The sequence below is a fragment of the Martinezella sp. CNPSo 3890 genome (assembly GCF_057784455.1).
Genome location: NZ_JBXSOR010000010.1, coordinates 173,560 through 195,901 on the forward strand (window position 1 = coordinate 173,560; position 22,342 = coordinate 195,901).

The 22,342-nt window shown below is 59.1% G+C and carries 25 protein-coding genes and 1 tRNA gene; 13 read left to right on the plus strand and 13 right to left on the minus strand.

Translation table 11 applies throughout. The features are described 5' to 3' along the window. Positions 1-171: 171 nt before the first annotated feature. The 4 genes from AC13RC_RS22330 (at position 172) to AC13RC_RS22345 (ending at position 3,837) form a co-directional block, all read left to right on the plus strand. Positions 172-675, plus strand: coding sequence for a cupin domain-containing protein (locus AC13RC_RS22330; RefSeq protein ID WP_113355231.1), 504 nt, complete (start codon positions 172-174; stop codon positions 673-675). Between the two features lie 213 nt (positions 676-888). Beyond that, positions 889-1,737 carry a MetQ/NlpA family lipoprotein gene (locus AC13RC_RS22335; RefSeq protein ID WP_113330324.1) on the plus strand — a complete coding sequence of 283 codons (849 nt, stop codon included), beginning with the start codon at positions 889-891 and terminating at the stop codon, positions 1,735-1,737. Positions 1,738-2,108: 371 nt separating this feature from the next. Further along, positions 2,109-3,191, plus strand: coding sequence for a methionine ABC transporter ATP-binding protein (locus AC13RC_RS22340; protein WP_488558432.1), 1,083 nt, complete (start codon positions 2,109-2,111; stop codon positions 3,189-3,191). Next, positions 3,181-3,837, plus strand: coding sequence for a methionine ABC transporter permease (locus tag AC13RC_RS22345; protein ID WP_069611800.1), 657 nt, complete (start codon positions 3,181-3,183; stop codon positions 3,835-3,837). The genes AC13RC_RS22340 and AC13RC_RS22345 overlap by 11 nt, the downstream gene beginning before the upstream one ends. A 63-nt stretch (positions 3,838-3,900) precedes the next feature. Here AC13RC_RS22345 and AC13RC_RS22350 read toward each other — a convergent pair whose 3' ends face one another. Both AC13RC_RS22350 and AC13RC_RS22355 read right to left on the minus strand, forming a co-directional pair. After that, complete coding sequence (locus AC13RC_RS22350; protein ID WP_488558433.1) at positions 3,901-4,932, minus strand: hydroxyacid dehydrogenase; 1,032 nt, start codon at positions 4,930-4,932, stop codon at positions 3,901-3,903. A gap of 54 nt (positions 4,933-4,986) precedes the next feature. Next, the gene (locus AC13RC_RS22355; protein ID WP_488558434.1) at positions 4,987-5,682 is read right to left on the minus strand and encodes a DNA-3-methyladenine glycosylase I; all 696 of its coding nucleotides are present in this window, start codon (positions 5,680-5,682) and stop codon (positions 4,987-4,989) included. Between the two features lie 259 nt (positions 5,683-5,941). Here AC13RC_RS22355 and AC13RC_RS22360 point away from each other — a divergent pair, with 259 nt between their 5' ends. The 7 genes from AC13RC_RS22360 to AC13RC_RS22390 all read left to right on the plus strand — a co-directional run bounded on the left by AC13RC_RS22360 (position 5,942) and on the right by AC13RC_RS22390 (position 9,077). After that, positions 5,942-6,202 (plus strand): DUF982 domain-containing protein, encoded by a 261-nt coding sequence (locus AC13RC_RS22360; protein WP_092712227.1) that lies wholly within the window; start codon positions 5,942-5,944, stop codon positions 6,200-6,202. Positions 6,203-6,393: 191 nt separating this feature from the next. Further along, a complete protein-coding gene (locus tag AC13RC_RS22365) occupies positions 6,394-6,651 on the plus strand; it encodes a DUF982 domain-containing protein (RefSeq protein WP_183813135.1) in 258 nt (85 codons plus the stop codon). Between the two features lie 314 nt (positions 6,652-6,965). Next, positions 6,966-7,220, plus strand: coding sequence for a DUF982 domain-containing protein (locus AC13RC_RS22370; RefSeq protein ID WP_069611805.1), 255 nt, complete (start codon positions 6,966-6,968; stop codon positions 7,218-7,220). 121 nt (positions 7,221-7,341) lie between these two features. Continuing rightward, positions 7,342-7,593: a DUF6074 family protein gene (locus AC13RC_RS22375; protein ID WP_069611806.1), complete on the plus strand. Its 252-nt coding sequence runs from the start codon at positions 7,342-7,344 to the stop codon at positions 7,591-7,593. A 100-nt stretch (positions 7,594-7,693) separates the two neighbouring features. Then, positions 7,694-8,113 carry a hypothetical protein gene (locus AC13RC_RS22380; RefSeq protein ID WP_488558435.1) on the plus strand — a complete coding sequence of 140 codons (420 nt, stop codon included), beginning with the start codon at positions 7,694-7,696 and terminating at the stop codon, positions 8,111-8,113. A gap of 287 nt (positions 8,114-8,400) precedes the next feature. Continuing rightward, positions 8,401-8,655 (plus strand): PilZ domain-containing protein, encoded by a 255-nt coding sequence (locus AC13RC_RS22385; protein WP_488558436.1) that lies wholly within the window; start codon positions 8,401-8,403, stop codon positions 8,653-8,655. Between the two features lie 212 nt (positions 8,656-8,867). After that, on the plus strand, positions 8,868-9,077 hold the full coding sequence (locus tag AC13RC_RS22390; RefSeq protein WP_488558437.1) for a hypothetical protein: 210 nt from the start codon (positions 8,868-8,870) through the stop codon (positions 9,075-9,077). A 94-nt stretch (positions 9,078-9,171) separates the two neighbouring features. Here AC13RC_RS22390 and AC13RC_RS22395 read toward each other — a convergent pair. The 8 genes from AC13RC_RS22395 to AC13RC_RS22430 form a co-directional block, all read right to left on the minus strand. After that, positions 9,172-9,248 (minus strand) — tRNA-Met (locus AC13RC_RS22395). Between the two features lie 162 nt (positions 9,249-9,410). Continuing rightward, entirely contained in the window at positions 9,411-10,610 is a 1,200-nt protein-coding gene (mnmA, locus tag AC13RC_RS22400) for a tRNA 2-thiouridine(34) synthase MnmA (RefSeq protein WP_488558468.1), read from the minus strand. A 273-nt stretch (positions 10,611-10,883) separates the two neighbouring features. Further along, positions 10,884-11,537 carry a CDP-alcohol phosphatidyltransferase family protein gene (locus AC13RC_RS22405; protein ID WP_488558438.1) on the minus strand — a complete coding sequence of 218 codons (654 nt, stop codon included), beginning with the start codon at positions 11,535-11,537 and terminating at the stop codon, positions 10,884-10,886. A gap of 13 nt (positions 11,538-11,550) precedes the next feature. Continuing rightward, positions 11,551-11,943 (minus strand): hypothetical protein, encoded by a 393-nt coding sequence (locus AC13RC_RS22410; protein WP_488558439.1) that lies wholly within the window; start codon positions 11,941-11,943, stop codon positions 11,551-11,553. Continuing rightward, a complete protein-coding gene (locus AC13RC_RS22415; protein ID WP_145316169.1) occupies positions 11,940-12,890 on the minus strand; it encodes a phosphatidate cytidylyltransferase in 951 nt (316 codons plus the stop codon). Before AC13RC_RS22415 ends, AC13RC_RS22410 begins: the two co-directional genes overlap by 4 nt. 2 nt (positions 12,891-12,892) lie before the next feature. Further along, positions 12,893-13,540 carry a lysophospholipid acyltransferase family protein gene (locus tag AC13RC_RS22420; protein ID WP_488558469.1) on the minus strand — a complete coding sequence of 216 codons (648 nt, stop codon included), beginning with the start codon at positions 13,538-13,540 and terminating at the stop codon, positions 12,893-12,895. 208 nt (positions 13,541-13,748) lie between these two features. Continuing rightward, positions 13,749-15,344, minus strand: coding sequence for a phosphoglycerate dehydrogenase (gene serA / locus AC13RC_RS22425; RefSeq protein ID WP_488558440.1), 1,596 nt, complete (start codon positions 15,342-15,344; stop codon positions 13,749-13,751). Between the two features lie 139 nt (positions 15,345-15,483). Beyond that, positions 15,484-16,662 carry a phosphoserine transaminase gene (locus tag AC13RC_RS22430; protein WP_488558441.1) on the minus strand — a complete coding sequence of 393 codons (1,179 nt, stop codon included), beginning with the start codon at positions 16,660-16,662 and terminating at the stop codon, positions 15,484-15,486. A 267-nt stretch (positions 16,663-16,929) separates the two neighbouring features. Between AC13RC_RS22430 and AC13RC_RS22435 the strand changes: the two genes are divergently transcribed. Next, a complete protein-coding gene (locus AC13RC_RS22435) occupies positions 16,930-17,715 on the plus strand; it encodes a glycosyltransferase family 25 protein (protein WP_229002024.1) in 786 nt (261 codons plus the stop codon). 10 nt (positions 17,716-17,725) lie between these two features. Here AC13RC_RS22435 and AC13RC_RS22440 read toward each other — a convergent pair whose 3' ends face one another. Both AC13RC_RS22440 and AC13RC_RS22445 read right to left on the minus strand, forming a co-directional pair. Continuing rightward, positions 17,726-18,541 (minus strand): outer membrane protein, encoded by an 816-nt coding sequence (locus AC13RC_RS22440; protein ID WP_488558442.1) that lies wholly within the window; start codon positions 18,539-18,541, stop codon positions 17,726-17,728. Positions 18,542-18,785: 244 nt separating this feature from the next. Beyond that, on the minus strand, positions 18,786-19,637 hold the full coding sequence (locus AC13RC_RS22445) for an outer membrane protein (RefSeq protein ID WP_069611818.1): 852 nt from the start codon (positions 19,635-19,637) through the stop codon (positions 18,786-18,788). Between the two features lie 398 nt (positions 19,638-20,035). On the opposite strand from AC13RC_RS22445, the gene AC13RC_RS22450 reads away from it, so the two are divergent. Further along, a complete protein-coding gene (locus tag AC13RC_RS22450; RefSeq protein WP_233788675.1) occupies positions 20,036-20,518 on the plus strand; it encodes an SH3 domain-containing protein in 483 nt (160 codons plus the stop codon). Between the two features lie 87 nt (positions 20,519-20,605). Here the strand turns inward: AC13RC_RS22450 and glmM are convergent, their stop codons facing one another. After that, positions 20,606-21,958, minus strand: coding sequence for a phosphoglucosamine mutase (gene glmM, locus AC13RC_RS22455; protein ID WP_113330341.1), 1,353 nt, complete (start codon positions 21,956-21,958; stop codon positions 20,606-20,608). Positions 21,959-22,342: the final 384 nt, after the last annotated feature.

Sequence of the window (22,342 nt, forward strand, 5' to 3'; positions counted from 1 at the left end):
TCCCACCGGTCATGTAACTTGATCAAGTCTATAGATTAATCTCGACTTGAAAAGCCTCAATGATAACTTTCTGCAATTCTCTTTATTTTTGAATGGCTTCACGTAGAGTGAAATGACAGCGCATCTGTGGAAGGCATGCGAATCTCCATTCAGGGCCGAAAGGACGCGACCATGTGCGGCGATCATGAACACGAGCATCAACACGGGCACGATCATAGCCACCAACAGGTCGATTGGCGTGAACATGGCGTCAAGATCATTCCGGGCAATGCCCTCGACCCGAATACGGCGCAGACGCCGGGCATGAACCGCGCAACCGCAATCAATCATGCCCGCGCAGGCGCTGAAAAGATCTGGGCGGGAACCGTGACGATCCACGCCAACGCCAAGACCGGCGCCCATCATCACGGCGATCTCGAAAGCATCATTTATGTGGTCAAAGGCCGGGCGCGGATGCGCTGGGGCGAGAACCTGGAATTCGTCGCCGAAGCCGGGCCTGGCGATTTCATCTTCGTGCCGCCTTATGTGCCGCACCAGGAGATCAATGCAAGCCGCGACGAAACGCTGGAATGCGTGCTTGTCCGCTCCGGGCAGGAGCCAGTCGTCGTCAATCTGGATATCGAACCGGTCGAAAAGCCGGAAGAGGTCCTCTGGAAGGACCCAATCCACCGCTGAGGCGATCAATTTTTGAGCAAATGCCTATTTTGCCGCATAAGTAATCTATAGTAATTATAGAAAATAAGTTTGCTCTTTTGCGTTGCACTGAAAAGAGTTTTTCAGAACCGCAGTGCACAACGCATGATCCTGCTTCGCGGATTGAGCACGCGTCTGAAATGATCCTGCTGTCAACGAGAGAACGATCTCGATCATCTGGAACAGGGATTTCCCATGACTGAAAAGCTTTCTAGAGGTTTCGCTGCGCTGCGCCTTTCCCGCCGCGCCGGCCTTGCCGCCATCCTCGCTTCCGCTGTCGCCGTATTCGGCCTGACAGCAACCGCCATGCCGTCTTTCGCTGCAGACAAGACGATCAAGGTCGGCATCATGAGCGGCGAGGACGAGGATGTCTGGCGCGTCGTGGTCGCCGAGGCCGCCAAGAAGGGCCTGAAGGTCGAGCCGGTCGTCTTCAACGATTATACCCAGCCCAACGAAGCACTCGAGCGCGGCGAAATCGACGCCAACGCCTTCCAGCACAAGCCCTACCTCGACAACCAGATCAAGCAGCACGGCTATCACATCGCGATTGCCGGCTACACGGGCATCTGGCCGATCGGCCTCTACACGAAGAAGTACAAGACGGTAGCCGACCTTCCGAAGGGTGCTGCCATCGGGGTGCCAAACGATCCGTCCAACGAAGGCCGCGCATTGCTCGTTCTGCAGCATGAGGGCATCATCAAGCTCAAGGAAGGCACCGGCATCCTCGCCACGGTTGCCGATATCGCTGAAAACCCGAAGAACGTCGACATCAAGGAACTGGATGCCGGCATCGTCGGCCGTTCGATCGATGATCTCGATGCAGCCGTCGTCAACACCGACTGGGCACTGAAAGCAGGGCTCTCGGCGAAAGACCGCATCGCGCAGGAGCAGACCGAAAACAATCCGTACCGCAACTTCATCGCCGTCAAGCAGGGCAGCGAGAATGAAGCCTGGGTCAAAACGCTGGTCGCCTCCTATCAGAACGACACCGTCAAGGCCGAGTTCGACAAGGTCTACAAGGGCACCGGTCAGAGCGCCTATTGATCTCAGAACGGCGCGGGGGACAGCGCTGAACGGCGGGCGGCCAGGGCATCTTGCCCGGGCCGCCTTTGATGTTTTCCCCGGCAGGATGCGATGAAGTGTAACTGAAATTGGCCGAGAAATTCGTGGAGAGTGTGCACCCCCCTCTGTCCCTTTCGGGACATCTCCCCCACAAGGGGGGAGATCGGAAATACGCGGCAAGCCATTGCCAGAAACACGCATCGCATCTGCTGACACATTGCCGATTGTTCTGCTAAGCGCGCAACAAACTCCCAACGATCTCCCCCCTTGTGGGGGAGATGTCACGAAGTGACAGAGGGAGGTACAATGGCCTCAACGAACTCGGAGGCCGCTTTTATACAAAGAGAAGCACTATGAATTCTTTCACCCCAGCCGCATCGATCGACGGACAGGCGCCGCCTGAAGCGACAGGCGACGAGATCGTCCGCCTGGTCGATGTCCGCCGCCGGTTCGGCGCGACGCCAGCGCTGGATGGCATATCGCTGACCGCACGCCGCGGCGAAATCGTCGGCATCATCGGCCGCAGCGGCGCCGGCAAATCGACGCTGATCCGTTGCCTGAACGGGCTGGAGCGTGTCGATAGCGGCGAGATCCACATCGAGGGCCGCGATATCGCCCCCCTTTCGGAACAGGAATTGCAACCGCTGCGGCGCCGCATCGGCATGGTCTTCCAGCACTTCAATCTGCTGTCCTCCAGGACGGTCGAGGAAAACATCGCACTGCCGCTGAAAATCGAGGGCGTCGCCAAGGCGGAACGATTACAGCGCGCCCGCGAACTGCTCGAACTCGTCGGCCTTGCCGACAAGGCCAAGGCCTACCCGTCCGCCCTGTCCGGCGGCCAGAAGCAGCGCGTCGGCATTGCCCGCGCCCTTGCCGCCCGGCCCGCAATTCTCCTGTCGGACGAAGCCACATCGGCGCTCGACCCGGAAACAACCCGATCCATTCTGGCATTGTTGAAGGACATCAACCGCAAGCTCGGCCTGACGATCCTGCTCATCACCCACGAGATGGAAGTGATCCGCTCGATCGCCGATCGCGTCGCGGTCATCGATGCCGGCCGGATCGTCGAGGAGGGCTCGGTATGGACGGTTTTCGCCAATCCCCAGCAGGACATCACCGCGAGCCTGCTCAGCGGCGCGCGCCCGCAGCTTCCAGACCATATTGCCGCCCGCCTTTCCCCGACATCGGGTGCCGAAGCCATCCTCAGCGTCGATCTTGCCGGCCCTGCCGCGCAGGGTGCGCTCTTTGCCGAACTCTCGGCCGCTCTTCCCCGCTCCTTCCGGCTGGTCCATGGCGGCATCGACCATATCCAGAACCAGCCCGTTGCCCGCTTCTTCGTCGCGGTGCCGACGCGCGACGCGACCTTGCCGACCCAAGTCGGTGATTTCTTGAAAGCCCGCTCCGCACGAGTGGAGGTTCTAGGCTATGACAACTGATGTAATCCTCGGCCTGCTTTGGCGCTCCTTCTGGCAAACCGTCTGGATGACGGGCGCCTCCGGCTTTCTTTCCCTCATTATCGGCCTGCCGCTCGGCCTTGCTCTCGTCGCAACCAGCCGCGGCGGCATCGCCGAACAGGGTGCGATCAACCGCGTCCTGGGCATCCTGGTCGACGGCTTCCGGGCCGTGCCTTTCATCATTTTGCTTATCGCCCTGATCCCGCTGACGCGCCTGATCGTTGGTACAGCGCTCGGCACGACAGCCGCGATCGTGCCGCTGACCATCGCCGCGATCCCCTATTACGCGCGCGTCGCAGAGGTCTCGCTCCGCGACGTCGATCGCGGCCTGATCGACGCCGTGCGCGCCATGGGCGGCAATCGCTGGACGATCGTCCGCGAAGTGCTGATACCGGAAGCGATGCCCGGCATCGTCGCCGGCTTCACCGTGACTATGGTCACACTGATCGGCGCTTCGGCCATGGCCGGCACGATCGGCGGCGGCGGCCTCGGTGACCTTGCCATCCGCTATGGCTATCAACGCTACGAGACGAGCGTCATGATCGCCGTTGTCATCATCCTGATCATTCTGGTCTGGGGCATGCAATGGCTGGGCGATCGCCTCGCCAATAGGCTTGATCGCCGCTAGCTTCGTCGATACGAATCCACTCCCGGTACAGAAAGACATTGCTCCGGGAGTGAAGACGAAAGATCAGTTGCGCGTCACCGGCCTCGAGCGCATGCGCGATACCGTTTCCCGCTCGGCGCGCTTGCAGCGCATCGGCGGCAGGCCGCGATCCATCAGATCCATATCCTCCAGCACCATGTCGCCCATCTTCTTGAAGGCGCTGTCGAGCGCACCGGCACGATGGGCGGAGCGGAGGAAGCCCTTGAGCTTGCGTACCGGGTGATCGGAGCCGAGCGGCTCCTCGGGGTAGACATCGCTTGCCGCCACGATATGGCCCGAGGCGACAGCCGCCATCAGTGCATCGAAATCGACGACATCGGCCCGGCTGAGCAGGATGAAGGCCGCGCCCTTGCGCATCCTGGCAAAAGCCTCGGCACCCAGAAATCCCTTGTTCTCGCTGGTGACTGCGGCAACAACGAATACGAAGTCGCTGGTGGACAGCACCTCGTCCAGCCCGGCCGGCTGCACACCGTACTCTCTGAGGATCGAAGGCGGCATCCAGGGATCGAACACCTTGATATTGGCGCGGAAGCCGGAAAGCACGCGGTTCAGTGCCTTGCCGAGATCACCGAAGCCGACAATGCCGATATCGCTGCCGGCAACAAGCCGGGCCTTCGCATTGCCATCGCCACCCCAGAGTTCTCTGCCCTCGCGGAAATCGACATCGGCATCGACGATCCCGCGCGCCAGGCTCAGAGCAAACCCAAGGCCGATCTCGGCGACCGGCTCGGCAAAAACGAGGCCAGTGGTCACGACGTGGATGCCGCGCTCGAAAAGCACTTCATAGGGCATGTTGTTGATGAGATTGCTCTCGACATTCAGGATACAGCGCAGTTGCGGCATGCGGTCCAGCGTTTCCCTCAATAGTGGCGGCTGGCCGATGATGTAGCGCGCCTCAGCGAGCACCTCGTCGCCCAGTCCGGCGATATTGTCCGGATCCGCCTCGACGAGGCGATATTTCGAATGAAGGAGCGACAGTGCATCCTTGGTGAAGATAAGCTCGAGCGAGCGCGGCTCCGGCGCGCTGATGGCCAAGGGTCTGCTATCATTCGTCATTCTGCTCCTCCAATCTCGCGGCGCGATCCAACATCATTCGATGGATGAGATCAATCAGGCCTCGTCCTCTTCTCCCTGCATTCCGACGGAGAAGGCGCAGATGCGCGAGAGATAAGTCATCGGCATGCCCGTCTCTGCGTGCCAGGCGCTGAACTGATCCTGGATCAGCCGAAGATCCTTCTTGGTGGGCTTATTCTCCGAGATAGGGAGGCCGGAAAGCCGCAGGCAGACGAGAACGTCATGGCTCATGACGAAGCTGTCGCGGCCGATTGCCCGCAGGAGATACTGCCCGGTCATGCCGCCGAGCCGGTTCGCCTGCTTGTCCAGGAGAGCAAGCAGGCCGATCTGATCCTCTAGCGGCCAATCGGCGAAGAAACGGCCGGCGCTGCCGTGCTCATCTGCAATCGCGCGGATGAACTGTGCATTGGCCCGCACCGACATGATCTTGGCGCCGTTGCGGATGATCCGTGCGTCCGAGGTCAGATCATGCCAGTAATCATCCGGCGCCAGATTGAGAAAAGCGGGGTCGAAGCCGGAGAATGCCGTTTCGAAACCAGCCCATTTCGAATCGATGACGTTGCGCACAAAACCCGCATAGAAGATGTAGCGCGTCATCTCCGACAAGATCCGATCATCGGGCAGAGCACGCAGCACTTCATGGTTCGGCACCTTGGGCATCAGCGCCTTTAACCCGTCGGCGCCTCCCTTGCGCTTCTCGGCCCGCTCCCTGATCTCGGCAAAGCTTCCCATCACCCTCTCCTGTCGGCCACGCTGTGGGCCAAGTCTTTTATGATCTCATCGCCCAGTGCAAGTAATCTCCGCGCAATGATTTCCTGTGAAAAACACGACGTCGAAAGTTATGACTCGAAAGTTGATCACACCGGCATTCGAATTGATTTCCCGACGATTGAAACAATTCCGAAGTGCTCCAGATATCGTCTTGAAATTAACTTGAGATTCCGCACACCGTAGCGTTAATTTCGGCGGCGTCGGATCGGAGCCTCCTGCCATGAACAATAAAGACTGGAATTATCCCATCATGGTCATCTGCAAGCGCACCGGAAAAGTCTATACGGTCGCGAACACCAAGGAAGCGCTGGACATGCTGCTGAACGCATGGCCTGTCGCAGAGGGCAAGGCTTTCATGATGGCTCTGCAGGTCTGTGCCGATGTCGAAAGAGGCCAGGGACAACCGCTGGAAGCCCGCAATAGCTTTGTCGCTGCAGCATCGGAGGCTGGCGTCCCCCTTGAGATGCCAGTGATTCAGTAGGAATTGCTGCCCTGTTTCGAGACCTGCTGCGCACCGTTTTCACAAGGTTTGATTGGCGCATAGTCCGGTAGGTTGCCACACTGTTGGGCGCCGCACCGCTCTTACAGAAATGGTGCGGACCGATTTTCCGGAAATTGCGAAACTTTTTGCCATGGCAGGAGTTTCACTCGCAATGTCGGAGCATCATCGAAATGAAAATGACTTTTAGGGCCGGCGCAAGCCGCTGGCCTGAGCCCGTATATCTGCGCATCGGCCACGGCATGCCGGAAGCAATCCGAAGCCCGAAGGAAGCCCACAATCACCTCCTTTTCCGCTGGCCGACCGTCAGAGGCGAAAAATACGATTCGGCCAGAAGCCTCTGCCTTGAAGCCGAGACCGACCCCTTTCTTTGCGAGTACGCCAGGAAGGTGTTCATCGAAGCCTGTATCGAAGCCGGCGTGCTCGACTAGATAGCGATACTGAACCTGTTGCCGATCCGTGTTTGAGTACGCAAGCTTCCGTGCTCTGCATGCGGTATCTCGGCATAGGGTCGTCGGCCACCATGCGTGCATGACCACAAGCCCTCCCAAGACCTATCCAGTTCTGCCGGAAAGGTACGATAATTCGCCGCATTTCTACAATCATTACGAGAATTTACGAAGTGAATTTGCTCGCCACATACAAAAGAGCGGAACCTGTTTCACTGACCTCGGCCGGAAAGCGTCCGAATCGGAACGCTTCTTGCTGTGTTACCGAAGCATGAACGTTTCGGAGGTAATGCGTTTTGAAACGAAACACTTTACGACCATTTCCAGCTGTCACGCTTGTCATGGGTGAGAATGGCGGAACCCGCCGCGTCAATTCGGTGCATCAGGTTGCAGAGCTGCTGCTGGAACATTGGCCGGTGGCAAATGGCGAAGACTATGTCGCAGCGGTACGGATCTGCCTCGAAGCGATGCTTGGCGCCGTCCCTGCCGAAGCCGTAAGAGAGGCCTTGATCAAGGCTGCTCGGGAAGCAGGCATATCCGTAATGCAGTGAAATCACCCATCCTTCCCGCGCACGCGGGATCTCTCTGACATTATTCACTTTTTATGAACGAGTGCCGGCGATCTTTGCCAACAGAGGCAGGCGATTCGCCCCTGCCGATGACGGAGAGAATATGTCGCTTCTACCATTCCCGGCCGACAGGCGTACCAGTGATGTCAGGCGGTGTGCCACAGCCCTTCAGCAGCTACATGGTGAGGCGGCAAACCGCTTCTGGCGCTCGGAAATGGCACTCTTTGCCAACGCCTTGCGCGAACAAGGAGTGGAAGACGGCGAAATCTCGCGGCAAGCCGGCCTCTTCATGCATGCGGTCCAGATGGAACTGCAGCTTGCCTATGCCGAAGAGGAACTGAACGCCTCGGCCTGACGGCGTTAGAGCCTCTCCGCTTCCTTGAATTGCGAGAACGCTCTATCTCTTTGTTTTTTCGCAGTTCCGGACGGAAAACCGCTACGCAGTTTTCCTGGAGTTGCTCTATTTCGGCAATCTGCAAAATGCGATGGATTTGTCGCCGCTGGTCGGTGACTTGATCTGCACGGTCCATTCCCCCCCGGGAAAATGGAGCCCCTTTGACGAAACCACGCCGGTGATCTGCGCGCAGGCCTTCCTGGCATCGGCGCTCGGCAGATCTATGGTCGCCAGGACGGCGTACCTCCGGCTGGAAACCTGGCAAGGTGCTGTAAACAAGCCGGTATTGTCGATCATCTTGCAGACCCGGAACGCATTGCTCACGGCATCGTCTGCAGCCATCGCGGAATTGGCGATCACCAGCATGGTGGCCGCTGCCAAAAACAATCTCATTGAAAATCCCGATCCCCTATGGCGGCACGGTGCCAGAGCGTGTTTCGTCTTGCAAGAGATGTTGCAAGGATTTCCATTGGCCGTTTGAAAATACAACGCAATTGACGGCAACTTGTTCGCCGGTGGCTGCCTTCATCCGACATCGCTGAGATATTCCGCTTGCGATGAAACCGGAGAGACAGGCTCTCGTAGATATGGCGGTGCCGATGCGCCACAGGCTGGGCCCGCCCCGTCCAGCCGGCATCTTGCCAATGCCCGCCACTCCCCTTCGCTGCATCTGACGGCGGAAAGCGCTCAATTTGCGACTTCCCATTAATATCTTCGATATTAGAACATGCCATATTAGTGAAAAACAGGACTGAAGGAGCCAGCGCGATGACGGCATTCTCACCCGAAGGCCGGGTAGCCACCCGAAAGCGAACGCTTCTCGGCGCGAAAATCATATTTAACGACGGCTACTCGGTCTTCGATTGCCTCGTCCGAAATCTGTCCGATACCGGCGCCATGATCCAAATCGAAAACCCCCTCGCCGCACCCAACATCTTCAAACTGCAACTTTCGGACGAGAGATTATTGGCCTGCGCAGTGCGCTGGCGAAAAATCAACAGCATGGGCGTCGAATTTGTATGAGGCCGTCCCTCGGCGGCTAATGCCTATGGCCGCCTTGCAAAACATAGGTACCGGAAGAGCTATCAGCCAAATCTGATCGATATGGAGTTGCCGGCGATATCCCAAATCGCAGTTGCCGCCCTGCCGATCAGGTTCGCCCGGAACAAATAAGCCGCAGCCTGCATTCCCAAACATATGGCGCTCTGCCGAATTGGTTTGTGAAGGAGACGGCTATGAACCAAGACACTATCGATCGGCTCGATACCATCAGCCAGCAGCTTCATGATCGAGCTCTTGCTCTGTCCCAATCGCAATCCCAGGAAGGCCAAGACCACGCCCTCATGATGTCGGCACTAGCAACCTTGGCAGCGGCAGTAAGAACCTTGGATGACGAAGTCGCTCGTCTCGATGGCCCCAAGGGGATTGGCGCGGCCGGCTCCTGAATTCGGCCCTTTCAAACGTCGAAAGGGTTTAGCTTTCGCGCTCATAACAAACGAGCGCTTTCTTAGACAGCCGTGCAGAATTGTTGGGGACGTATGGTAGCGGAGGAGGGATTTGAACCCCCGACACAAGGATTATGATTCCTCTGCTCTGACCTACTGAGCTACTCCGCCACGCTGCGCTTGATGTCGAATACCAAGCACAAAGGTCAAACGAACCGTTGCTCGAAAGCGCTAGCTCGTCGGTTGAGCGGCTTATAAGGTGCGGTTCGGCTTGGTGTCAAGCGGATGATTTGGAAAAATCAGTGGTTTCTCCAAACCAAGGTCATCGGCCGCTCAAGCCGCGACCGGGCTTGCCAGCAGCGCCTTCAACGAGGCCTCCGCCATCGGCTCCCGTTCCGAGCGTTCGATGAAGCCGCCGCCATAGACGCGAGCGTCGTCGCCGGGTGCCGAATAGAGCGCGCAGGCCTGGCCCGGAGCCACGCCGGCCTCGCCGACGGTGAGGTCGACATAGATGCCGCTGGCATCGGCATGCAGCACGGCAGGCGACGGTGCGCGGGTGGAGCGGACCTTGGCGAAACAGGAAAAGCCCTCGCCGGAAGCGGCTTGCTCCAGCGGCTCATCGCCCAGCCAGTTGACATCACGCAGATAGACGCGATGCGTTTCCAGCGCTTCCTTGGGGCCGACGATGACGCGGCGCGAGCGGGCGTCGAGATAGACGACATAGAGCGGCTCGCCTGTAGCCACACCGATGCCGCGGCGCTGGCCGATCGTGTAATGCAGGATGCCCTCGTGCTGGCCGAGCACGCGGCCGTCGAGATGGACGATCTCGCCGGCAAGCGCCGCATTCGGCTTCAGCTTAGCGATGACATCGGAATATTTGCCCTGCGGCACGAAACAGATATCCTGGCTGTCAGCCTTCTTGGCAACGACGAGACCCATCTCCTCGGCAAGCGCGCGGGTCTCGGCCTTTGGCATGCCGCCGAGTGGAAAACGCAGATAGTCGATCTGCTCCTGCGTTGTCGCAAAGAGGAAATAGCTCTGATCGCGATCGGCATCGGCCGGACGATAGAGCGCGCGGCGATGCGGATGCTCTGGCGATGGGTTCGGGCGCGAGCGGATATAATGCCCTGTTGCCAGCGCATCGGCGCCGAGTTCCTTGGCGGTCGCCAGCAGATCGGCGAACTTGACGGTCTGGTTGCAGGCAACGCAAGGGATCGGCGTTTCGCCGGCGACATAGCTCTCGGCGAAAGGATTGATCACCGTCTCGCGGAAGCGCTTTTCATAGTCGAGTACGTAATGCGGGATGCCGAGCGTTTCGCAGACGCGGCGCGCATCGTCGATATCCTGGCCGGCGCAACAGGAGCCGGCGCGATGCACGGCGGCGCCATGGTCATAGAGCTGCAGCGTGATGCCGAGCACGTCATAGCCCTGCCGCTTCAAAATACCGGCAACGACGGAGCTGTCGACACCGCCCGACATGGCGACGACGACGCGGGTATCTTCCGGCCTCTTGTCAAAATCCAGTGTATTCACGGTCGTTGCCGCCAGTCTTGAACGATCTTCGATGCTGCCGAGCAGGATGACCTTTCTTCGAAACGTCGTCACGCTCTCACGATTTCATTTCGCACGATCTGATCCAAAAACCGCTGCACACTTTTCGGGATCATGCTTCTTGCCGCCGGATGCCATGCAAAAGCGGCGAATTTTCATCACAAGGGCCTTTAGCCGCTCTTTGCAGCCTGCCTCAATTGTGGACGGATATAGAAAGGATTGCCAACCCATGCAAGGGGTGAGCGAAATCGCGGATCATCCCTTTGCCTTCAAATGCCGGATCAGATTGCGGCTGCGCCTCAACACCGTGACCGCCGAGCCGATGGCGACGATCCAGAGCGCAACGGTCAAAACCCAGCTGCCGCCGCCCCATAGCGCCTCGACGAGCGAGAGCAAAGCCGCAGCGGTCGCGACCGCCATGCGATGCTGCTTGGCCATCGGACCGCCGAAATCGCTGGGGTTGCCTGCGGCGCGGCCAAGCTCGCGCACATAGGCGGTCAACACAGCAAAGGCAGCCGCCGCCCAGCCGAGGCCTGGCATTGTGATTCCATAGCCAATACCGGCAAAGATGAGGATATCGGCGATCCGATCCGGAAATTCGTTCCAGAACGGCCCGTCGGCTTCAGCCTTTCCGCCTTCGACTGCCACCATGCCATCGAGCAGATTGCAGAGCAGACGCATCTGACAGAACAAGGCGGCAAGGATCAGCAGGACCACCCGCATCCCGACGCTTTCCGCGACGCCGGAGAGCCAGAACGAAGCCCCTGCCAGCGCTGCCATGAGCATGCTCGCCTGTGAGATCTGGTTCGGCGTTACCGAAAGCGCGGTCATGCGCCGCGCCAGCGTCTGAGCCCATCGCGTGTTGCGGCTCGCCAGCGGTCGTCTGTCGCCCATCCCCTCGCCTGTCATCGCCCCTCACCTTTCATGACTTCGCGGCCTTGCCTGAAATTGAATAATTATAGATCGCCGCATAGCTGGAGGAGACCAGCAGTGGCACGGCGATGGTCTTCAGGATCTCCGGCGTGCCGCTCAGCGCATGGATGACAACCAGGATGGTCGCCGAGCCCAGGCAGGCGATAAGTGGCGGCGCCCAAAGGCGCACAAGGCCGCTGAATCGCCGCGACAAAGCCTCGACCACGGATTTCAGGAACAGCGTCAGGCAGCCAGAAAGCACGCCCTGCACGAGGCCCGATACCAGCGGCCGCGGCATCGGATGCATACGATTGGCGAAGACGGCCCAGCCGCCCATGGCAAGGAAGGCGAAAAGCACGTGCACGATGCTGCTGCCGGCAAGCGCTTTCACCTTTCCGCTCATGACAGCGACCACCAGAAGCGCACGAGATGGAAGAAGATCGGCGCGGAGAAGACGACCGAGTCCAGCCGGTCGATTAGCCCACCATGCCCTTCGATGAGATGGCCCCAATCCTTGACGCCGCGATCCCGTTTAATCGCCGACATAACAAGCCCGCCGAAGAAGCCCATGATGGTGATGATAAAGGCGAGAAGCCCGGCCTGCAGCGGCGTAAATGGCGTCACCCACCAGAGCGCCGCCCCGATCAACGAGGCGCTGATGACGCCGCCGACAAAACCCTCAACCGTCTTCGATGGCGACAGACGCGGCGCGATCTTGGTTTTTCCGAAGAGCTTGCCCCAGACATATTGCAAGACGTCGCTGAGCTGCACGACGATCACCAGGAAGGCGATCAGCAGCACGTTGCGGCCTTCATATCCCGGAATATGCAGCGTCAGCAGCGCCGGCACATGCGAAGCGCAGAAGACGCAGATCATCAGCGCCCATTGCACCTCGGCGATGCGCACGAGAAACCGCTCGGTATCGCCGCGCAGCACGGCGATGATCGGCATGAAGAGGAAGGCGTAGACGGGAATGAAGATCGAATAGATGCCGTATTGCTCGGCCCAGAGCAGGTAATATTGCACCGGCAAGGCGACGAAGAAGGCCGCGGCAAGCGCCCAATGATCCGCCCGTTTCGTATTGATCAGCGTCACGAATTCGCGCAGTGCTGCAAAGGAGCAGAAGGCGAACAGCAGGATGACGCCGGCACGCCCGGCAATGAAGGCAATGCCGATCAGCACCACCATCACCCACCAGGCCTTGATGCGCGCATTGAGGTTTTCGATCGCCGCATTCGATCCGTCGGGCGACAGGCGCTGTTCCAGCACGTAGCCAATGACCGAGGCGACGATCAGAACACCGAAAATGCCGAGAACGAGATGGATCAGATCGGCGCTTGCCGCACTCATGCTCAGTCTCCCGCTCGCTTGGGTGCCAGCGCCAAGAGAGCCGATTGCGCCCTCGCCAGGAAGTCCGCCTTCTCCTCGGTCGCGCCGATATGCAGCGCCTCACCGAAGGTGACGGTGCAGATGAGCGGAATAGGCACGAACTCGCCCTTGGGCATAACGCGATTAAGATTGTCGATCCAGACGGGCACGAGATCGATATCGGGGCGAGCCCGGGCAAGATGGAAAAGCCCGCTCTTGAAAGGCTGCAACGGCTGATCGGTCAGATTGCGTGTGCCCTCTGGAAACAGGATCAGCGAGGAACCGGCGTCGAGCGCCTGCGTCATCTGCGTGACCGGATCCTCCTTGCGCGCTTCGCGATCGCGCTCGATCAGCACGGCGTTGAAAACGTCGCGGCCGATGAAACTATTCAACGGCGATTTCAGCCAATAATCCGCACCCGCTACCGGGCGCATGCGTCGGCGCAATCGTGGCGGCAGGACGGTCCAGATCAGGATGAAATCGCCATGGCTGGAATGATTGGCGAAATAGACGCAGCGGCGGGTTTGCATGCCGCTTTCAGACCAGATCGCCCGAACGGCGGTGATGGCGCGCGCAAACAGCACGATCGCCACCGAGACCGGCTTTGCCAGCCATTCGATCGGCGTGCCCATTCCTTCCCCGAGGATGTTCTTCCGCAAAGCCTCCATAATATAGAGATAGGCGCGTTTCCTTGCCCCCGATAGTCTGCGCACCGGGCTTATCCACAACCCTCACAACCATAAAGAAAGCCCGGCGCAACTCGCGTCGCACCGGGCTTTCAGACTGGCTCTTGGGAGGAGCGAACTCTGTGGCTGCCACCCTTCTTCAGGGCGGATAGGCTCAGTCGACGTTGAACACCAGCGGCTTTGCCTGGCGGATCGCCTGATGTGCCGTCAGCTTGGCAAGAACGTCATCGCTGATCGGGCCGTCGACATAGAGAAGCGCGATGGCATCGCCACCCTGCTTGTCGCGTCCGAGCTGGAAGTTGGCGATGTTGACGCCGGCAGAGCCGAGCGTCGTGCCGATGAAGCCGATCATGCCGGGAACGTCGGTATTAGCGATATAGACCATGTGGTTGCCGACATCGGCATCGAGGTTGATACCCTTGATCTGGATGAAGCGCGGCTTGCCGTCCGAGAAGACGGTACCGGCAACGGAGCGCGTCATGCTGTCGGTGGTCACAGTCAGCTTGATATAGCCGTCATAGACGCCGGTCTTGTCGCGCTTGACTTCGGCAAGCACGATGCCCTTTTCCTTGATCATGATCGGCGCCGAAACCATGTTCACATCGGCAACCTGATTGCGGATCAGGCCAGCGAGCAGCGCGCTCGTCAGAGCCTTGGTGTTCATGTTGGCGGTGACGCCGTCATAGAGGATCTCGATTTCCTTGATCGGATCGTCCGTAACCTGGCCGACGAAAGCGCCGAGAACATCGGCAAGCTTGATGAACGGCTTCAGGATCGGCGCTTCTTCCGCCGTGATCGAGGGCATGTTGATGGCATTGGAGACGGCGCCCTTCATCAGGTAATCCGACATCTGTTCGGCGACCTGAAGCGCGACGTTTTCCTGGGCTTCGGTCGTGGAAGCGCCGAGATGCGGCGTGCAGACGACATTCGGAAGGCCGAAGAGCGGGCTTTCCTTGGCCGGCTCGACTTCGAAGACGTCGAAAGCGGCACCGGCGACGTGGCCGGACTTAATGGCGGCAGCAAGGGCTGCCTCATCGACGAGACCACCGCGAGCGCAGTTGATGATGCGCACGCCCTGCTTCATCTTGGCGATGGCAGAGGCGTCGATGATGTTGCGGGTCTTGTCGGTCAGCGGCACATGCAGCGTGATGAAGTCGGCGCCGGCGAAGAGCTCATCGAGCTCGACCTTGGTAACGCCCATTTCCTCGGCGCGCTCCTTCGACAGGAAGGGGTCATAGGCAAGGACGTGCATCTTCAGGCCGAGAGCGCGGGCAATCACGATGGAGCCGATATTGCCGGCGCCGATGATGCCGAGCGTCTTGCCGGTGATTTCGACACCCATGAACTTCGACTTTTCCCACTTGCCGGCCTGTGTCGAGGCATCGGCAGCCGGAAGCTGGCGGGCAACGGCAAACATCAGTGCGATAGCGTGTTCGGCGGTCGTGATCGAATTGCCGAACGGCGTGTTCATGACGATGATACCGCGGCGCGAGGCGGCCGGGATATCGACATTGTCAACGCCGATACCGGCGCGGCCGACGACCTTCAGGTTCTTGGCCGCTTCGATGATCTTCTCCGTCACCTTGGTGGCGGAACGGATGGCAAGACCATCGTAGTTGCCGATGATTTCGAACAGCCTGTCCTTGTCCTTGCCAAGCTGCGGCTGGAAATCGACTTCGATGCCGCGATCGCGGAAGATCTGGACGGCGGTTTCCGACAGTTCGTCGGATACGAGAACGCGAGGTGCCATGGAGGCCTCCTGAAAAGTCAGCTAAGACGAGCAATCCCACGAAATGCGAAACGGCTTTCCGGTCAGAATTGCATGAAAACAATGAGAATTCGGAATGCTGGGCTCCGCCTCACCGGCGGAGCCATAAACGCGTCAAACCTCAGGCAGCAGCCTGGGAGAGCGTCGCCTTCTGCGTTTCGAAAGCCCAGGCGAGCCAGGGCATCAGCTTCTGCATGTCGGAAACTTCGATCGTCGCACCGGCCCAGATGCGCAGGCCTGACGGCGCGTCGCGGTAATGGCCGACGTCATAGGCGACGCCTTCCTTTTCGAGGAGTGCAACCAGGCCCTTGGCAAAATTCGCCTGGCCATCGGCATCGAGAGCGACGACATCCTTGTCGACGATCTTCAGGCAGACGGAGGTGTTGGATGCTGTCTCGGCCTTGACGGCGAGATTGGCGATCCAGTCGTTGGCGGCAACGAAATCGTGGATGACCTTGGCGTTGGCATCGGCGCGGCCGATCAGCGCCTTGAGTCCGCCGAGATCCTTCGCCCAGAGGAGAGCATCGATATAGTCTTCGACGCAGAGCATCGAGGGCGTATTGATCGTCTCACCGGTGAAGATGCCTTCGATCAGCTTGCCACCGCTGGTCATGCGGAAGATCTTCGGCAGCGGCCAGGCCGGCTGATAGGTCGTCAGGCGCTCGACGGCGCGCGGCGACAGGATGATGACGCCATGGGCGCCCTCGCCGCCAAGTACCTTCTGCCAGGAGAAGGTGACGACATCGAGCTTGGCAAAATCGAGGTTCTGAGCGAAGGCTGCCGAGGTGGCGTCGCAGATCGTCAGGCCCTTGCGATCGGCGGGGATGAAATCGCCATTCGGAACACGAACACCCGAGGTGGTACCGTTCCAGGTGAAGACCACGTCGCGGTCGAAATCGACAGCGGAAAGATCGGGCAGCTCGCCATAGCCGGCTTCGAGCTTGCGGACGTCCTTGAGCTTCAGCTGCTTGACGACATCGGTGACCCAGCCGGCACCGAAGCTTTCCCAGGCGAGCATGTCGACGCCGCGTTCGCCGAGCAGCGACCAGAGCGCCATCTCGACGGCACCGGTGTCGGAAGCGGGAACGATGCCGATGCGGTAATCCGCAGGCACTTCCAGAATTTCGCGAGTGAGATCAATGGCCTGCTTCAGCTTTGCCTTGCCGACTTTCGCGCGGTGCGAGCGGCCAAGAGCCGCGTCGGAAAGAGCGTTAAGCGTCCAACCGGGGCGCTTCGAGCATGGACCAGAAGAGAAATGGGTATTATTCGGACGGATGTCCGGCTTGGCGAGCTTCGTCATGATGCTATCCTCTCAGATAGAAAGCCCTTCGTTGGGGAAGGGTGTCCCGCCGCCGGATATATTGGAAGCCGCCCGCAAGCGCAATAGTAAAAATTATGGATGGCACTCCCTCACGAAGTCGTGCAGAAAGTGTGATGACATGCAAGTTACGCGCAATGGAAATAAGCCAAATTTGGCTCCATAAAAGCTGGATTCCGTGCAGACGCGCAATCATATAAGACGGTGAGCGCGCCAATTTTGCGCCGATAGAAATAACAAGTGTGCCCGATGTCCCTAACTGCACTCGCCGAAAACCCTTTGATGCCCGTACAGGCCATGCCGGTCTATTTGATCAATATCGATCGCGCGGCAGAGCGGCTGGCCGAGATCCAGCGGCAAAGCGAGGAATTCGGCTTCCGATTCGAACGCATCGATGGCATCGATGGCGCGCTCGTCCCACGCGACCAATGGATCGATGTCGACCATGTCCGTTTCCAGCGCCGACATGGCCGGACCATTCTGCCCGGCGAATACGGCTGCTACCGCAGTCACTTGACGGCTCTGCGCCAGTTTCTGGCAAATGGCGGCGAAATAGCCATCATCATCGAAGACGATGTCGCCTTGGATGCCGAGTTTCTGGCACGTGCCGCGGCAGCCAGGGAAGCCGCGCCAGCCGCCGATCTCATCAAGCTTGTCAATCACCGTTGGAACGGCTTTCGCGCCATGGCGCGCAGCCTCAAGGGAGATATCGTCGGGCGTTGCCTGTTCGGTCCACAGGGTTCCACCGCCTGCTATCTCGTCACGCGCCGCGGCGCCGAGAAGATCGTGAAATCGCTCTCTGTGATGTCGCTCCCCTGGGATGTAGCCGTCGAGCGCGGCTGGGACATGCATATATCCATCGTCAGCACGCGCGCGAATATTGCCGGTTTCAGCCGGCTGCAGAGAACGACCATGATCGGCTGGCGCCGCGATTATCGAGCAGCCAAATCTTCTGCCCTGCGGCGTTTTCCGGCGCACATTTTTCGAACCTTGGATTTCTTTCGCCGCATCGCCTATGTGCTGACGACGCCATAGGCGATGAGCCTTACCAAGTGGTGATCCGCAGGCCGACACGAATTTCGTGACGCGACAATGCCCCGTCGCGGCCTGTGGTGGCGCTGGCCGCAGAATCGCCAAACATGTCACCGCCGGCGATATGGGAGAAGCGATAGCCGAGATCGACCTTCACATTCGGCGCGACTTCATAGGCGACACCCGCCATCAAGGCATAGGTCATGCGCCAGTCACTTTCGCCAGGATATCGAGCACTGACCGACGCAGCACCGCCACAACCCGATGCGCCATCAAGACAGGAGCCGGTGACATTGACGCTGTTCCAGGAAACCCGCGTGGCACCAAGACCGGCGCCGACATAGGGCGTGAAACCCGCAAGCGTCCCGAGATCGACATAGCCGTTGACCATGAGGCTGCCGGCCCTGAAGGAGGAACGGGCCTTCGTGGAGCATCCCGTGCCGCCGGCCCCGCCGGAACACGGCGAATCGCTCGAAATGCGGCCATTGAAATCACCGCTGAAGAAATCGCCTGACACGTCGGCGCGAAACAGATCGTTGAATTGATAGCCGATACCAAGGCCGCCGGAGAAATCCCCGCCGAACCGGGTGGAATCAAAACTGCTCGAACTGTAATCGCCACCCGCAGGATCATAGGCACGAAGTCTCGTATCCGTGCGGCTGGCGTTGACCGCATAGCCCACATCGCCGCGCACATACCATCCCCTGGCATCCTTGACGCTGACCTCCGGCATCTTGATTTCCGGTGGTGCTGCATCGGCCGCAAAGGCAATACCCGCCGATGCGCCTGCCATCGCTGCGGCCAGCGCCAAAGCGTCAAAACGGATCATTACCCCTCGCCTTCCATCCTCGGGCCGACGCCCGCGCGTCGAATCGGCTGGCCTGTGCTTCCTCGCAATATCCTCAAAAAGAGGATCCGATGCAGGAAGGCGGCCATTCTCATTTCATTAACCATAGGGAATTCATGGTTAATGAAGCTTTAAAACAGCGCGGAATTACTTAACGGAATGGGAAAAAGAAAAAGCCGCCCGGAAGAAACCGGACGGCTTTTTAATAACCTGGATTGGATATTGCTTACTTGTAGACCGACGGCTGAACCGGGATATCGGCCGGCGGCATGTAGCTTGCGGTCTGGCAGCCGCCGAAGGTGTAGCGGGCACCGATGCGGGCTTCGTGCAGGTTCAGACCCTTGTCGTAGCCGGGACCGCCATTCTCGTTGTAGCCGAACATGTCGCCGCCCTGAACGTGACGGTAGCGATAGCCAACATCGGCCTTGAGATTGCAGCTCAGGTCGATGGATGTGCCGGCCATCAGCGCATAGGTGAAGCGCCAGCTGCCGCGGCCATTATGCGTGACCGAGCCGTCGCAGGAATCCGGGTTGGCGTCCGAGCACGACGTGTTCTTCAGATTGCTCCACTTGACATAGGTGCCGCCGAGACCGCCACCGACATAGGGGGTGAAGATGCCGTAAGTGCCGAGATCGACATAAGCGTTGGCAAGCAAGCTATAGGCCGTCAGCGAAGCGAGATCGCGCGAGGTCGCCGCGGTCGGAGTAAAGCCCGGGCCGCAGGCGCCGCAATCGCCCTTCGTGGAGCCCTTGAAGTCGGACTTGAAGAGATAATCGAGCGTCAAGTCCGTGCGCAGGTAGTTGTTGATCTGGTAACCGACACCGCCGCCGAGCGTGACATTGCCGTCCAGCTTCGCACGATCGAAATCGACCAGGCTGGAATTGGAGCCCTGGAAATAGTTGGCACCGCGCAGGTTCGTGAAGGCATAGCCGACATCGCCGCGCAGATACCAGCCGCTGGATTGGGCGACGGTCACTTCCGGCGCCGGCTGAACCGGTTCCGGTGTATAGAGATCAGCAGAAAAGGCCGACGTGCCAACAAGCAAAGTGGCAAGTGCCCCTATCAGGGTTTTCATCATGGCTTTGGCTCCAAATTTCTTGCCCTTGGCACAGCAAATGCTTGCCAATTGAAAAGACATGACAGGGATAATGATGAAAAGGAGTTAAAACCTGATTAACTACGAATATTTACCCTGTTTATTCAGAAATTATACTTTATTTTATATATTAGAGAACATTGATTTTTAAATAAAGAGAATGGGATACGATTACCCGCTTCCTCTATTTCCTCACAGGAACACAGCGTCCGGGCACAAAGCCAGGCCCGACCCTCTAAACCAATTGGCAAGAAACGAACCATTACAGTGCTTCGGCCGGGAGATAATTCAGGAGGAAGTCGCTGACTTACCGTCGAACAATATGGGCCAGCCTGGGCCTTGCTCTTATCTTCTTGAGCTCCGTCACACTGGCAGGCACGATGCCGGTCAAGCCGGCGGCAGCCACGGCCACTGCTTGGAACAAAGGGCGCGAGACGGGCTTGCCGATCCCGCGCTACGTTTCGCTCCGAGCTCATAAGGCGCGCATGCGCGTCGGACCTTCAACGATCTATGCCACGAAATGGATCTATATGAAGCCGGGTCTTCCCTTGGAAATCATCGATGAATACGGCCATTGGCGACAGGTCCGCGATGATACCGGAGTGACCGGCTGGATGCACAGCGCCCTGCTCTCCGGAACACGGACGGCCGTAGTCGCCCCCTGGCTGACGAAGAATGCCATGCTGCGCACCGATCCGAATCCCGCCGCCAAGGCAATCGCGGAGCTGCAGCCGCGCGTACTGGTCTCGCTGCAATCCTGCACCGGAACCTGGTGTCGTGTTTCGGTCCGGGAGCATTCCGCCAGAGGCTATGTCAGGCAGGACAAGCTTTGGGGCGCCTATCCCGGAGAAATGTTCCAGTAGGCTGACCATCATGCCGAAACTGAAAATGCTATGGCCGCCTCGACGAGGCGGCCATAGTATTATTCCGGAATTACTTCTTTCGTTTGCTCAAGCGGCCGAACGCACACTCGAGATCACGTCGATCAGTCCGCCGACGATACGTTCGATCTGGCCGCGATCGTCGCCTTCCGCCATGACGCGGATCAGGGGCTCGGTGCCGGAAGGGCGGATCACCAGACGGCCGTTGCGGGAAAGCTCGCTTTCCGCATCGGCAATTGCCTGGCGCACCTGAATGTCCTCCAGTGGCTTGCCGCCGGAAATGCGGACATTGCGCAGCAGCTGCGGTACCGGTTCGAAACGGCGACAGACTTCACTGACCGGCTTGCCCGTGCGCTTCACCGCAGCAAGGATCTGCAGCGCAGCCACGAGGCCGTCGCCCGTCGTGCCATAGTCGGACAATACGATGTGGCCGGACTGCTCGCCGCCGACATTGTAATTGTGCTGGCGCATATGCTCGACGACATAGCGGTCGCCGACGGCCGTGCGCGCAAGCGACATGCCACGATCGTCCAGGAAGCGCTCGAGGCCGAGATTGGACATCACGGTTGCGACAATACCATTGCCGCGCAGCGTCTGGCTCTCGGCCCAGCTTTCGGCAATGACGGCCATCAGCTGGTCGCCATCGATGATCGTGCCGGTCTCGTCCACGATGATGACACGGTCGGCATCCCCATCGAGCGCGATACCGATATCGGCGCGGACTTCGTCCACCTTTTTCTGCAGGGCAACGGGGCTGGTGGAGCCGCAGTTCAGATTGATATTCGTGCCGTTCGGCTCATTGCCGATGGTGACGACGTCGGCGCCAAGCTCCCAAAGAGCGGCCGGAGCGACCTTGTAGGCGGCGCCGTTGGCACAGTCGATGGCGATCCGCAGACCCTGCAGCGTCACATCGCGCGGCAGCGTGCGCTTGGCATGTTCGATATAACGGTCATGCACGCCATCGATACGCTTGGCGCGACCGATATTCTCCGACTTGGCAAGATGCTCCGACATGTCCTTGTCGAGCATCTCCTCGATTCTCATTTCCAGATCATCGGAGAGCTTGTAGCCATCCGGCCCGAAAAGCTTGATGCCGTTATCCTCGTAGGGATTGTGCGAGGCAGAGATCATCACGCCGATATCGGCGCGCAGCGAGCGCGTCAGCATGGCGACAGCGGGTGTCGGGATAGGGCCGAGAACGAAGGCATCGACACCGGCCGCGGTAAATCCCGCCACCATGGCGTTTTCCAGCATATAGCCGGAAAGGCGCGTGTCCTTGCCGATAACGACGCGATGGCGATGGCTGCCTCGATGGAAGATCGTGCCGGCAGCGATACCTACGCGCATGGCAAGATCCGGCGTCATCGGATAGATATTGGATTGACCGCGAATTCCGTCAGTTCCGAAATAACGACGTTTCATATGCACTCCTGTCGTTGCCGCGTCCTCATCGGGACTGCAGCGGCATCGATATCGCCGCCCCAAAGCAAGCGACACTGCAAACATCGATGCTTGTGGCTCATGCCACAGATTGTAAAACTCGGCACTTAAATTACCGAGAACGCCTATTACAACGCGTTACCATTAATAAGCACTAAAAAACCATACCAGGTCGAGACCGACAATAGTCCAATTCACAGCCTACTGCCTCCGCATTACTTTGCCCCACCCGCCAGTTGCCACAAGGGCTGATCAACATCGGAAGCGTTACGTCCTTCTGCCCTCTCCTAAACAAAAGGCTAGTCAACAAAAGGCCAGTCACCTGAAACAGGTGGCTGGCCTCTCAACCGAGATTGAACGCCTCGC